The organism is Streptomyces sp. NBC_00448 (genome assembly GCF_036014115.1).
Lineage (GTDB): Bacteria > Actinomycetota > Actinomycetes > Streptomycetales > Streptomycetaceae > Actinacidiphila.
In genome coordinates, this window is the sequence record NZ_CP107913.1 from 3689653 (window position 1) to 3702500 (window position 12848).

Annotated in this window: 8 protein-coding genes and 2 rRNA genes (1 of these 10 running past the window's edge); 1 reads left to right on the forward strand and 9 read right to left on the reverse strand. The window is 66.7% G+C overall.

Features of this window, described 5'->3' with window-relative positions; genetic code table 11:
• Nucleotides 1-8 precede the first annotated feature (8 nt).
• The 7 genes from OG370_RS15570 to mtnA all read right to left on the reverse strand — a co-directional run bounded on the left by OG370_RS15570 (nucleotide 9) and on the right by mtnA (nucleotide 8511).
• Complete coding sequence (locus OG370_RS15570; RefSeq protein ID WP_328464656.1) at nucleotides 9-746, reverse strand: response regulator transcription factor; 738 nt, start codon at nucleotides 744-746, stop codon at nucleotides 9-11.
• 130 nt (nucleotides 747-876) lie between these two features.
• The gene (gene hpf, locus OG370_RS15575) at nucleotides 877-1569 is read right to left on the reverse strand and encodes a ribosome hibernation-promoting factor, HPF/YfiA family (protein ID WP_328464658.1); all 693 of its coding nucleotides are present in this window, start codon (nucleotides 1567-1569) and stop codon (nucleotides 877-879) included.
• 296 nt (nucleotides 1570-1865) lie between these two features.
• Nucleotides 1866-2555 carry a ComF family protein gene (locus OG370_RS15580; protein ID WP_443060676.1) on the reverse strand — a complete coding sequence of 230 codons (690 nt, stop codon included), beginning with the start codon at nucleotides 2553-2555 and terminating at the stop codon, nucleotides 1866-1868.
• Nucleotides 2556-2826: 271 nt separating this feature from the next.
• Nucleotides 2827-4668, reverse strand: coding sequence for an LpqB family beta-propeller domain-containing protein (locus OG370_RS15585; RefSeq protein ID WP_328464662.1), 1842 nt, complete (start codon nucleotides 4666-4668; stop codon nucleotides 2827-2829).
• A complete protein-coding gene (mtrB, locus tag OG370_RS15590; RefSeq protein ID WP_443060677.1) occupies nucleotides 4668-6635 on the reverse strand; it encodes an MtrAB system histidine kinase MtrB in 1968 nt (655 codons plus the stop codon). Before mtrB ends, OG370_RS15585 begins: the two co-directional genes overlap by 1 nt.
• Nucleotide 6636: 1 nt before the next feature.
• Nucleotides 6637-7326 (reverse strand): MtrAB system response regulator MtrA, encoded by a 690-nt coding sequence (mtrA, locus tag OG370_RS15595; RefSeq protein ID WP_328474131.1) that lies wholly within the window; start codon nucleotides 7324-7326, stop codon nucleotides 6637-6639.
• A 135-nt stretch (nucleotides 7327-7461) separates the two neighbouring features.
• The gene (gene mtnA, locus OG370_RS15600) at nucleotides 7462-8511 is read right to left on the reverse strand and encodes an S-methyl-5-thioribose-1-phosphate isomerase (protein ID WP_328464664.1); all 1050 of its coding nucleotides are present in this window, start codon (nucleotides 8509-8511) and stop codon (nucleotides 7462-7464) included.
• 95 nt (nucleotides 8512-8606) lie between these two features.
• Here mtnA and OG370_RS15605 point away from each other — a divergent pair, with 95 nt between their 5' ends.
• Nucleotides 8607-9905: a DUF7544 domain-containing protein gene (locus OG370_RS15605; RefSeq protein WP_328464666.1), complete on the forward strand. Its 1299-nt coding sequence runs from the start codon at nucleotides 8607-8609 to the stop codon at nucleotides 9903-9905.
• A 79-nt stretch (nucleotides 9906-9984) separates the two neighbouring features.
• On the opposite strand, the gene rrf is transcribed toward OG370_RS15605, so the two are convergent.
• Together rrf and OG370_RS15615 are read right to left on the reverse strand one after the other, a co-directional pair.
• Nucleotides 9985-10101 (reverse strand): 5S ribosomal RNA (gene rrf, locus OG370_RS15610).
• Nucleotides 10102-10209: 108 nt separating this feature from the next.
• A 23S ribosomal RNA gene (locus OG370_RS15615) occupies nucleotides 10210-12848 on the reverse strand; it runs 486 nt beyond the window's last position.

Consider the following 12848-nt stretch of genomic DNA (forward strand, 5'->3'; position numbering starts at 1 on the left):
CGCCATGGCTAGCGGATCTCCAGGATCTTCTCCCGCATCGCGTAGACCACGGCCTCCATGCGGGAGTGGAGCTGGAGTTTCTCCAGGATGTTGCGGACGTGGTTCTTCACGGTGTTCTCGCTGATGAACAACTGCTTGGCGAGGTCCCGGTTGTTCAAGCCGGTGGCCACCAGCTTGAGCACCTCCAACTCGCGGTCGGTGAGCTTGGGCGCCGGAAGCAGCCGCTTCTCGTCGGTGCGCTGGATCATCGACTTGAACTCGGTGAGCAGCTTCGACGCCATCGAGGGGCTGATCTGCGACTGCCCGTCGGCGACCGCCCGGATCGCGGTCGCCACCTCGTCGGTGGAGATCTCCTTGAGCAGGTAGCCCGTCGCGCCGGCCTTGATCGCCTCGTAGAGGTCGGCTTCCTCATCGCTTATCGTCAGCATGATGATCTTGGCGCTGGGTGCGACCTCCTTGATCGAGGTGCACGCCTCGATCCCCCCGCGCCGCGGCATCCTGACGTCCATCAGCACGATGTCCGGCAGCAGGTCGGCGGCCTTCTCCACGGCCTCGGCGCCGTCTCCGGCCTCGCCGATGACCTGGATGTCCTCCTCCTGCGCGAGCACGATCTCCAGGCCCCGCCGAAACAGCGCGTGGTCATCGACGACGAGTACCCGAATCGGCTCCGCACGGGGCGGACCGGACGGTTCGCCGTACAGCACCGGGCCTCGTTCGCCGGGCGACCCGTGCTCGAAGTCCGGCATCAATTCCTCCCCGTCAGACCAGAGTTGACCACTGGCCCAGCATTTCACGTCCCGGCGCGCCGACGCCCCCGGACGCACCCGGGGGCATTCGACGCTCCTTACTCGCCACGGGCCCTTCGCAGGCCCGAGGTCAGACGCCGTGGTGCAGCGCGTCACCGGCCCCGGCCGGCGACGCCGCACCCGACTCGTCCGCGTTGAGATGGATCACGCCGTAGTCGTAGCCCTGCCGTCGGTAGACCACGCTCGGCTGCTTGGTCTCGCTGTCGACGAACAGGTAGAAGTCGTGCCCGACCAACTCCATCTCGTACAGCGCCTGGTCTAGCGCCATTGGTGCCGCGGCGTGAGTCTTCTCCCTGACCACGAGCGGGCCTTCGCCGTGGACCTCCAGCGGCCCGAACCGGGTCGTGGGCACTTCTCCGTCGACCAACTGATCGGCGACGAGCGTGCCGTCCCCGTTGATCCGCGCGGCGCCCGGCACGTTCTCGGCCACCTCGGCGGCGGGCGTACGGCCGTTGCCCCGGCGGGTGTGCCGCTTGCTCGCGGCCTTCCGCAGTCGGGCTTCCAGCTTCGTCACCGCCACATCCAGCGCGGCGTACGGGTCCGCGGCGGCAGCCTCCGCGCGCACCACGGGGCCGCGGGTGTTCAGCGTGATCTCCACCCGGTCGCTGCGGTCCGCCTGCCGGGGATTGAGCTCCTTGGACACCTCGACGTCGAGGCTGATCACCTTGCCGTCGAGCTTCTGGATCTTGTCCAGTTTCTCGGCCACGTGCTTCCGGAACCTCTCGGGCACCTCGGTCTTGCGGCCTTTGACGACGATGTCCACGCAGAACTCCGTTCCGGACCGCCCCCGTGACCAGGGGCAATCCCTTTCATGAGGCCGGCGCGGGTGCCAGTCCCTGCCGGCGCTGCGTTAGCTGCCGCTCCGCCACCCGGGCTGATCCGGATACCGCGAAGCTGCGGCTTTCACCTCCTTCTGCCCCACAGGGAAGATCAACACCCCCGGTGTTCGCTTCCCTCTCTCCCGAACATAGTCCCGGAGTGTGTGTCTCGGCATCCTCAGCGCAGGCTTACCTCCGTTCGGATGAATCCCCACCATTGCCACCTGCATCGATGCGTAAATCAGTCGATCCGAGAATCGTGCGGTCCGGCGACCACCGCGGCGCCGGCGACCCAGCCGCCGACCGCGGCCACGGCACCGGCAGCCACCGCGAGTGACGCCCCGGTGGTCATGAGGTCGTCCACGAGCACCACCGGAGCCGCCGCCAGCAGGGGAACTGCGCTGCCCGCGGCCGCCACCGCGCCGCAGAGGTTCGCCAACCTCCCGTCCGCGCTCAGCTCGGACTGGTCGGCGACCGGTCGCCGCTGCCGCAGCACGGCCGCCGCCCGGGCCGGCACGCCATGCCGCCTCAGCTCGCGGGCCGCCGACCGGGCGATCCGGGCGGTGGCGTCGTGCCCCCGCTGGGCAACCGCCCGGCGGGACGAGGGAACGGGCACCAGCAGCAGCGGGCCGCGCTGCTGCGCCGGGCTCGGTACCGGTGACCTGGGAGTGCCTCGCAGGGCGGTACGAGGCACCTCCAGGCCGTGGAGGACCGGCCACAGGCCGAGGCGGGACCCGTGGTCGGCGCCGGCTGCCGCTGGAGCCCGTCCGGGCAGGTTCCAGCGGTGGCCGACCGCATGCGGGACGGCTGGGCCGGGCAAGGCGCCGATGGGACCGGTCGCCCGGACGACCGCTCCCGCCAGTGCCTCTCCCAGCGGCCGGGCGAGGCCCAGGGCGCCCCGCTCCTTGTGCGCGAGGACGACAGCCCGCACCTCGTCCCCGTACCGGCCCGCCGCGTAGACCGGTGGCAGCCCCGGCGGCTCGGGTGACGGACGTACGCGCCGCGCTGTGGCCGCTCCGCCCAGCAGCCCATGGCACCGCTCGCACAGCTCCGTCCGCGGGCTCCCGCAGCCCGCACAGTCCACCGGGAGGACCAACCCGGTGATCTCCCTCCACCAGCCCCGCATGACTCAACTTTGCGCCTTGCGGCAAGTCCGCTGCCAGTCACTCTTTCGTGGCTGTGGATAACTTGATCGCCGCAGGTCAGCCGGGATAGACGGGGTTGCTGCCCTTCGGCGAGACCTGCTTCCAGTTCGAGTCGGTGGGCAGTTCGTAGACCCTGCCGTTGTACGAGGCGAGCAGGGGCATCGCCTGGTTCTCCGAGGAGGCGACGGACGTGGCCTCGCTGACGCCCTGCGGCAGGGGCCCGGCCGAGCCGTCCGAGCTGATGTACTCGATCTGCTGGGCCCCGCCGGGCTCGGTGTCGAGCACCACGAGCTTGCTGGCACCGGCCCACGACACGGACGTCATGTGCTCTCCTGCGGGTGTCAGGGAGCGCAGGCTGTCGACCGAGAACTCCGGGTGCTGCGCGGTGCCCTCCCGGACGATCCGGCCGAGCATCAGGCGGGTACCGCTGCCCTGCTGCACCACCAGGGCGATCCGCACCCCGTCCGAGGCCACCCGCAGCGACTGAATCCGCCCGTCGAGGTCCGGCACGGGCACCTCGATCGGCTCGCCGGTGCCGTTGGGCAGCACCATCAGCTTCGGAGCGTCCTGATCACGGTCGGCCACCCACAAGTCGTCGAAACCGTCCCAGCTCGGTGCGCTCAGCCCGTCCTTGACCTTGCTGGTCACCACCGGTTTGCCGAAGGTCTGGCCGGCGACGAGCGACGCGACCACCAGTTCACGGCCGTCGGAGCGCACCCCCGCGGCCGCCTCCTGGTCCCTGCGCACCGCCACCGAGTCCAGGTACGCCTTGCTGGAGCCGAACGGGCCGGGCACCGGCGTCGCCTTCGGTGTGCTGCCCTTGCCGTCGTCGGTCAGCTCCAGCAGCCGGTGCTGGCTGTCGGCTTCGACGAAGTAGGGCCGCGGGTTGGCGCCGACCAGGTTCTCGGGGCCATAGCTGAGGGCTTCCCCGCTCGGCAGCTTGCACGCGGTGGAACCATCCGCATGGTCCACCTCGGCCGACGCCAACTGCGCGGACGCCTGCGCCTGGACGGTGGCGAAGAGCTGCGCGGCCAGCTCGGTGCAGCGCTGCCCGCGTAGTCCGTCAGCGGTGTGGTCGAGCCGGACCTGAAGCTGCTGCGAGTCGTCCAGCGACACCCCGTGGTCCGGGCCCTTGTCCTCCAGCTTCGTCCCGGCGGGTGTCGCGGTGGTGACGACAGGCGACAGCCAGTCGGTGGGCCCGCCCAGCAGCGCCGAGACCGTCGACACCAGCGGGTCGTTCTGGATACGCAGGTACACCGGGTCTGCGACCAGCGTCGCGTTGCTGCTACCGCCGGCCGGATGCCCGTCCGGTCCGAGCCTGGCGAAGTAGTACATGTTCACCGAGTGGTATATCCGCTGGAAGTCCAGGTCGGACAACACCAGGCCGTTCTCGAGGCCGTCGATCCTCCACTGGTTGTTCTCCTTGACCAGGTGGAACGACGTGCTGAACGGGCCGTGGTCCGGCTGGTAGGCGTGCTTGGTGTCCACCACGGCCGCCTTCGTCGCCGACAGGGTGACCGTGGTGTATCCCTCCTTGCGGCCGCTGCCGCCCACCTCGCGAGGGGTCAACTCCCCCGAGAACACGGTGATCCCCGTGTTCGGCTTCCAACGGTGGCGTTCCTGCTTGGAGAGGTACTTCTGCGCGGTGACGAAGTCCGACTCGCTACTGGTCGTCGCTTCCAGGAACCCGTTGACGATGTCGGAGGCGCTCTCGCCCGGACTCGGCGCGATGCCGAAGACCCGCACCTGCGAGTCGGAGTCCGCACGCTGGCCCTCGCTGACCTTGCGCACCTCGCCGCTGCTGGGCATCGAGGCGCAGCCGGCCAGCAACAGCGCCGCGAACAGCGGCAGCAACGCTCGCCGCAGCAGCCGCCCTCGGCCGCCCCCCATCACACCCATCAGACGTCGTCCTCCCGCATGGTTTCCCTACGCTCCACGACACGCGCGCCGCTGCCCGGAAACGCCGCGGGGTCCGCCACCGGCGGCCGGGTCGACGCCTTGGGCACCAGCGGCATCGACGGCAGTTGCGGTCCACGCGCAGTGGCCTGCCGCACCACGACACCGTCACCTGAAGTACCACCCGGCAAGCCCGTACGCGGCACCGGCACCGACGCTCCCGCCTTGGCCGGCAGACCCGAGGAGTTCAACCCCCGGTTGCGGCGCGAGTCGTCGGGTTCCAGCGGGATCGGTGAACCGCGCAGGCTGTCCCCCGCGGTACGCGGAAGCGTCATACGGAACTGCGAACCGCCGCCCGGCTCACCCCACGCCTGCAGCCACCCGCCGTGCAGCCGGGCGTCCTCCACCGCGATGGAGAGACCCAGCCCGGTGCCACCGGTGGTACGCGCCCGCGCCGGGTCCGCCCGCCAGAAGCGGTTGAACACCCGAGTCGCCTCGCCCGGTTTCAAGCCCACGCCGTAGTCCCGCACCGCCACCGCGACGGCGCCGTCGACCGTCGCCAGCCGGACCACCACGTCACGGCCCTCGCCGTGCTCGATCGCATTGACCACCAGGTTGCGCAGCACGCGCTCCACCCGGCGGGCGTCGGCCTCCGCGATCACCGGCTGCGCGTCGCCGCGGATGATCACCCGGGTGCCCTTGCGATCCGCGAGAGGCTCGGCGGCGTCGACGACCTGGCGCACCACGTCCCGCAGGTCTATCGGCTCGGCGGCCAGGTCCGCGGCACCGGCGTCGAACCTGCTGATCTCCAGCAGGTCGGACAGCAGGGACTCGAACCGGTCCAACTGGTTCTGCAGCAGTTCCGCGGAACGCGCCGTGACCGGATCGAAGTCCGTCCGGGCGTCGTGGATGACGTCGGCCGCCATCCGCACCGTCGTCAACGGTGTCCGCAGCTCGTGCGACACATCGGAGACGAAGCGGCGCTGCATCCGCGACAGGTCCTCCAACTGCTGAATCTTGACCTGGAGGTTCTGCGCCATCTTGTTGAACGACTCGCCGAGCCGGGCGATGTCGTCCTCCCCGGTGACCTGCATCCGCTCCTGGAGCCGCCCGGCCGCCAGTCGCTCGGCGATTCCGGCCGCCATCCGCACCGGCGTGACCACCTGCCGCGTCACCAGCCACGCGATCGCGCCGAGCAGCACCACCACGAATATCCCCGCGGTGGCCAGCGTGCCCTTGACCAGCCCGAGGGTCTTCTCCTCCTGGTCGAACGGGAACAGGTAGTACAGCTGGTAGGTGTTCCCGTTGATGTCCGTCAGCCGCTTGCCCACCGCCAACGCCGGCCGCGGCTTGTGACCGTCGTCGGTCTTGACCATCGTGTACTGCTTGAGCGCGCCGGGGTGGCTGCGCACCGCGTCGCTCAGCGACTTCGGGATGCTCTCGTCCGGCAGCACGCTGCCTGAGCCACGCGGTCCGCGCACGCTGCCCGCGTTGCCCCCGGCGAAGGGCGGATCGTCGCCCCGCCCAGGGCTGAGCGCGACGATCCAGTACACGCCCTTACCGCCGCTGGCGAACTGCTGGACCAGGCTGTTCAGCCATGTCCCCGAGTCGACCCGGCCCTGCGCCGCTCCGGAGCCGGACGCCTGCTGGGTCTGGCTGCCCTTGTCCGCCATGTCCTGCGCGATGGAGAAACCGCCGGTCGCCTGGTTCGTCGCGGCCTTCTCCTTCGCGTCGAGCAGCCCGTTCTGCACCTGGCCGATGACCACGAAGCCGAGCAGCAGCACAACGCCCACCGACATCAGCAACGTGAAGGCCACCACCCGGAGCTGAAGATTGCGCCGCCACAGCCGCACCGCCGGCTGCAGCGGACGCCGCGCCCAGCGCACGAACGAGCGGATCACCGGCAGCAGCCCCTGCATCGGATCGGCCAGCCGGCTCTCCAAGCGCTCACGCTCGTACGACGCGCACATGTCAGCCCGGTCCTGCCTTGTAGCCGACACCGCGAACGGTCACGACGATCTCCGGACGCTCCGGGTCCTGCTCCACCTTCGACCGCAGCCGCTGCACGTGCACATTGACCAGCCGTGTGTCCGCCGCGTGGCGATAGCCCCAGACCTGCTCCAGCAGCACCTCACGTGTGAACACCTGCCACGGCTTGCGGGCAAGCGCGACCAGAAGATCGAACTCCAACGGAGTCAGCGCGATCGGCTGACCGCCACGCTTCACCGAGTGCCCGGCGACATCGATCAGCAGATCCCCGATCGCAAGCTGCTCAGGTGTCGGCTCCTCGGCACGCCGCAGCCGCGCCCGCACCCGCGCCACCAGCTCCTTGGGCTTGAACGGCTTGATGACGTAGTCGTCCGCCCCGGACTCCAGGCCGACCACCACATCCACCGTGTCGCTCTTCGCCGTGAGCATCACGATCGGCACACCGGACTCAGCCCGGATCTGCCGGCACACATCGATGCCGTCCCTTCCGGGCAGCATCAGGTCCAGCAGCACCAGATCAGGCTTGGCCTCCCGAAAAGCAGCAAGCGCTCTGTCGCCGTCGGCGCAGAACGACGGCTCGAAACCCTCCCCACGCAGCACGATGCCGAGCATCTCTGACAGCGCGGTGTCGTCGTCGACGACCAGGACTCGTCCCTTCATACCGACCATCATCCCATTTGCATATCGATACCGGTGACCTTTGGTGATCGAGGTCACGCTACGCAACCATTCTCCATGGTTGTACGCAGTTGCGCTGTCCCCCTGTGACAGCCTGTGGATAACTTGTGCCGCGACCGCCAGGTGACCTTACCGGCACACGGCTGCCAGCGTCTCCGCCGTCACCGGCGAGACCACTCCGTTCTCCGTCACGATCGCGGTGATCAGCTCCGGCGGCGTCACGTCGAAAGCGGGATTGTAGGCCTGAGTGCCCAGGGGGGAAGGCGCCAGGTCGGTCACCTCGCTGCTCGACCGCTGCTCGACCTCGATCGACGCTCCGTCCGGTGTATCCAGGTCGACCGTCGTCGTCGGCGCCACGACGATGAACGGCACGTGGTGGTAGCGCGCCAGCACCGCAAGGGGATACGTGCCGACCTTGTTCGCCGTGGCACCGTCCGCCGCGATCCGGTCCGCGCCCACCAGCACCGCGTCGACTTCTCCCGCCGTGAACAGCGAACCCGCGGCGCTGTCCGCGAGCAGCGTGTACGGCATCCCCGCCCGCGCCGCCTCATAAGCGGTCAACCTCGCGCCCTGGAGCAGCGGCCGGGTCTCGTCCACCCACAACCGCCGCAGTTCCCCGGCCCGGTGGGCTGCCAGCACGACGCCGAGTGCGGTGCCCTGGCCGCCCGACACCAAGGCACCGGTGTTGCAGTGCGTCAGAACCCGGTAGCCGCCGCCGGGCACGAGTTCGGTCAGCAACTGCCCGCCATGGCGTGCCATCGCGTCGCTCGCCGCGGCGTCCTCGGCGTGCAACGCCCGCGCCTCCGCCAGTGCCGCGGCCGCGGCCTGGTCCGGCGCGGCCTTGCGGTAGGCGGCAAGCGCCCGACGCACTCCGTATCCGAGGTTGACGGCTGTCGGGCGAGCCTGCGCGAGCGACTCGGCCGCGTCCTCCACGTCGTATCCGCGCGCCGCCGCCAGCGCGACACCGTACGCTCCGGCCAACCCCAGCACGGGCGCTCCCCGTACGACGAGCGAGCCGATCGCGCCCACGAGCCCCTGCACGTCTGTGCAGGCCAACTCGACTTCCTCCTGAGGTAGTCGGGTCTGGTCGAGCAGTACCAGCACCGGCCCCTCGGGCGGTTCCTCCCATCGCAACGCGGGAATGAAGCCGTTCTCAGGTCGCGTGATGTGATCACCCATATCTCTCAGTCTGCCCTGCCAAACCGTGTTGGCGTCAGCCCATGGCACGATGGCGGCTTGAACCAGCCGAGCAACACGAAGAGGGGCAACCTCCGATGACCAACACTCCGGGCTCGACGACGCCCGGACCCTCCGACTCCCCCGAGCCGGACGGCGGCACCGGTCCCGACCCCGCCCCGTCGGCGACACCCGAACGCCCTGTGCGGAGCCAGACAGCTGATCGGCCTGTACCACCCGTACCGCCGCAAGCTCTGCCGCACCATCCCGATACGCATCCCGGCTGGTCCCCCCAGCAGCCACCGGCCAACACCACGGGTTGGGCCCGCTGGACGCCACCGCAGGGCAGCCGCCCTCCGCTGCCTCCGGCACAGGGCGGACCACGCTGGGGCGGCCCTCCCCCGCCCAACGGCTGGCAGCAGCAGGGCCCCTGGACCAGGCCGGCCGCTCCTCAACCCGGCGTCATCCCGCTGCGTCCTCTGGACGTCGGTGAGATCCTCAACGGCTCCATCGCCACGCTGCGACGCCACTGGCGAGCCATCCTCAGCGTCACCTTCGCCGTCGCCCTCGTCACGCAAGCCATCGCCGTCGTTGTCGAGGGCCTGTTCACCGACAACAGCAGCATCCAGAAGATCGAGAACAACGATCACCCGAGCGCCCACGACGTCCTGCATGCGCTACGCGACGCGTACGCCGGACTGGGACTCACCGCGATCATCGCCGCGCTCGGAGTGCTCACCGCCACGGCCATGCTCACCATGGTCACCAGCCGCGCGACGCTCGGCCGTACGGTGTCGGTCGGCGAGGCTTGGCGCGAGGCCCGTCCTCGCGTGGGCCGGCTCATCGGCCTCTCGTTCCTGCTCGTCTTCCTCTTCATCGCGGTACTCGTCGTCACCGTGCTGCCGGGCATCCTTGTCGCTGCGGCGGGTTCGTCGGACGGCGGCGCGGCACTGGCCGTACTCGGCGCTTGTGCGGGCATGGTGTTGATGGTCTGGCTGTGGATTCTTCTGAGTCTGGCGCCTCCGGCGCTGATGCTGGAGAACCAGAGCATCGTGGGCGCGATGAAGCGCTCGGCCAAACTCGTTCGCGGCGCCTGGTGGCGTGTCCTCGGGGTGGAGCTCCTGACCGTCGTCATCACGTACATCGCGTCGGCCATCATCGAGTTGCCGTTCACGCTGCTGTCAGCGGCCCTCACGAACGAGTCCTTCTCGTCCTTCTACAACTCCGACAGCAACCCCAGTTGGACGTTCCTCATCATCACCGGTATCGGTGCGGTCATCGGCTCGATGTTCACTTTGCCGATCAGCGCCGGCTCGGTCACTCTGCTCTACATCGACCAGCGAATTCGCCGTGAGTCGCTGGACATCGAGCTGACGCAGGCAGCCCAGCAGGACTGAGCGCTCCCAGCCGAAAGGCTGGGAGAACGCAAAAAAGCCTCGGCCCCCAGTCGGAACTGGGGGCCGAGGCTCAATATTTGTTCGGCGGTGTCCTACTCTCCCACAGGGTCCCCCCTGCAGTACCATCGGCGCTGAAAGGCTTAGCTTCCGGGTTCGGAATGTAACCGGGCGTTTCCCTAACGCTATGACCACCGAAACACTATGAAACTGTCCCACACACCACACACCAACCCAGCCCTCACAAAGAGGCCAGGGGTGTGTGGTTGCTGGTTGTTTCAGAACTACACAGTGGACGCGAGCACACATGGACAAGCCCTCGGCCTATTAGTACCGGTCAGCTCCACCCCTCACGAGGCTTCCACATCCGGCCTATCAACCCAGTCGTCTACTGGGAGCCTTACCCCATCAAGTGGGTGGGAGCCCTCATCTCGAAGCAGGCTTCCCGCTTAGATGCTTTCAGCGGTTATCCCTCCCGAACGTAGCCAACCAGCCATGCCCTTGGCAGGACAACTGGCACACCAGAGGTTCGTCCGTCCCGGTCCTCTCGTACTAGGGACAGCCCTTCTCAAGACTCCTACGCGCGCAGCGGATAGGGACCGAACTGTCTCACGACGTTCTAAACCCAGCTCGCGTACCGCTTTAATGGGCGAACAGCCCAACCCTTGGGACCGACTCCAGCCCCAGGATGCGACGAGCCGACATCGAGGTGCCAAACCATCCCGTCGATATGGACTCTTGGGGAAGATCAGCCTGTTATCCCCGGGGTACCTTTTATCCGTTGAGCGACGGCGCTTCCACAAGCCACCGCCGGATCACTAGTCCCTACTTTCGTACCTGCTCGACCCGTCAGTCTCACAGTCAAGCTCCCTTGTGCACTTACACTCAACACCTGATTGCCAACCAGGCTGAGGGAACCTTTGGGCGCCTCCGTTACCCTTTAGGAGGCAACCGCCCCAGTTAAACTACCCACCAGACACTGTCCCTGATCCGGATCACGGACCGAGGTTAGACATCCAGCACGACCAGAGTGGTATTTCAACGACGACTCCACCACGGCTGGCGCCGCGATATCAAAGTCTCCCACCTATCCTACACAAGCCGAACCGAACACCAATATCAAGCTATAGTAAAGGTCCCGGGGTCTTTCCGTCCTGCTGCGCGAAACGAGCATCTTTACTCGTAGTGCAATTTCACCGGGCCTATGGTTGAGACAGTCGAGAAGTCGTTACGCCATTCGTGCAGGTCGGAACTTACCCGACAAGGAATTTCGCTACCTTAGGATGGTTATAGTTACCACCGCCGTTTACTGGCGCTTAAGTTCTCAGCTTCGCCACACCGAAGTATGACTAACCGGTCCCCTTAACGTTCCAGCACCGGGCAGGCGTCAGTCCGTATACATCGCCTTACGGCTTCGCACGGACCTGTGTTTTTAGTAAACAGTCGCTTCTCGCTGGTCTCTGCGGCCACCCCCAGCTCAAGAGGTAAACTCCATCACCGGAAGTGGCCCCCCTTCTCCCGAAGTTACGGGGGCATTTTGCCGAGTTCCTTAACCATAGTTCACCCGAACGCCTCGGTATTCTCTACCTGACCACCTGAGTCGGTTTAGGGTACGGGCCGCCATGAAACTCGCTAGAGGCTTTTCTCGACAGCATAGGATCATCCACTTCACCACAATCGGCTCGGCATCAGGTCTCAGACTTAATGTGTGACGGATTTACCTACCACACGCCCTACACCCTTACCCCGGGACAACCACCGCCCGGGCTGGACTACCTTCCTGCGTCACCCCATCGCTTACCTACTACAAGTCCGGTTCAGCGGCTCCACCACTCCCCCTCACTCCGAAGAGATCAGAGGCGGCTTCACGGCCTTAGCATCGCTCGGTTCAGTACTGGGCGTTTCAAAGCGGGTACCGGAATATCAACCGGTTGTCCATCGACTACGCCTGTCGGCCTCGCCTTAGGTCCCGACTTACCCTGGGCAGATCAGCTTGACCCAGGAACCCTTAGTCAATCGGCGCAAGAGTTTCCCACTCTTGTATCGCTACTCATGCCTGCATTCTCACTCGTGAACCATCCACCACTCGCTTACGCGGCGGCTTCACCCGGCACACGACGCTCCCCTACCCATCACAGCGGGCGTTGGCCCTCATGCTGCAATGACACGACTTCGGCGGTACGCTTGAGCCCCGCTACATTGTCGGCGCGGAATCACTTGACCAGTGAGCTATTACGCACTCTTTCAAGGGTGGCTGCTTCTAAGCCAACCTCCTGGTTGTCTCTGCGACTCCACATCCTTTCCCACTTAGCGTACGCTTAGGGGCCTTAGTCGATGCTCTGGGCTGTTTCCCTCTCGACCATGGAGCTTATCCCCCACAGTCTCACTGCCGCGCTCTCACTTACCGGCATTCGGAGTTTGGCTAAGGTCAGTAACCCGGTAGGGCCCATCGCCTATCCAGTGCTCTACCTCCGGCAAGAAACACACGACGCTGCACCTAAATGCATTTCGGGGAGAACCAGCTATCACGGAGTTTGATTGGCCTTTCACCCCTAACCACAGGTCATCCCCCAGGTTTTCAACCCTGGTGGGTTCGGTCCTCCACACGGTCTTACCCGCGCTTCAACCTGCCCATGGCTAGATCACTCCGCTTCGGGTCTTGAGCGTGCTACTGAATCGCCCTATTCGGACTCGCTTTCGCTACGGCTCCCCCACACGGGTTAACCTCGCAACACACCGCAAACTCGCAGGCTCATTCTTCAAAAGGCACGCAGTCACGAGATGCCGAGCAAGCTCGACATCCGACGCTCCCACGGCTTGTAGGCACACGGTTTCAGGTACTATTTCACTCCGCTCCCGCGGTACTTTTCACCATTCCCTCACGGTACTATCCGCTATCGGTCACCAGGGAATATTTAGGCTTAACGGGTGGTCCCGCCAGATTCA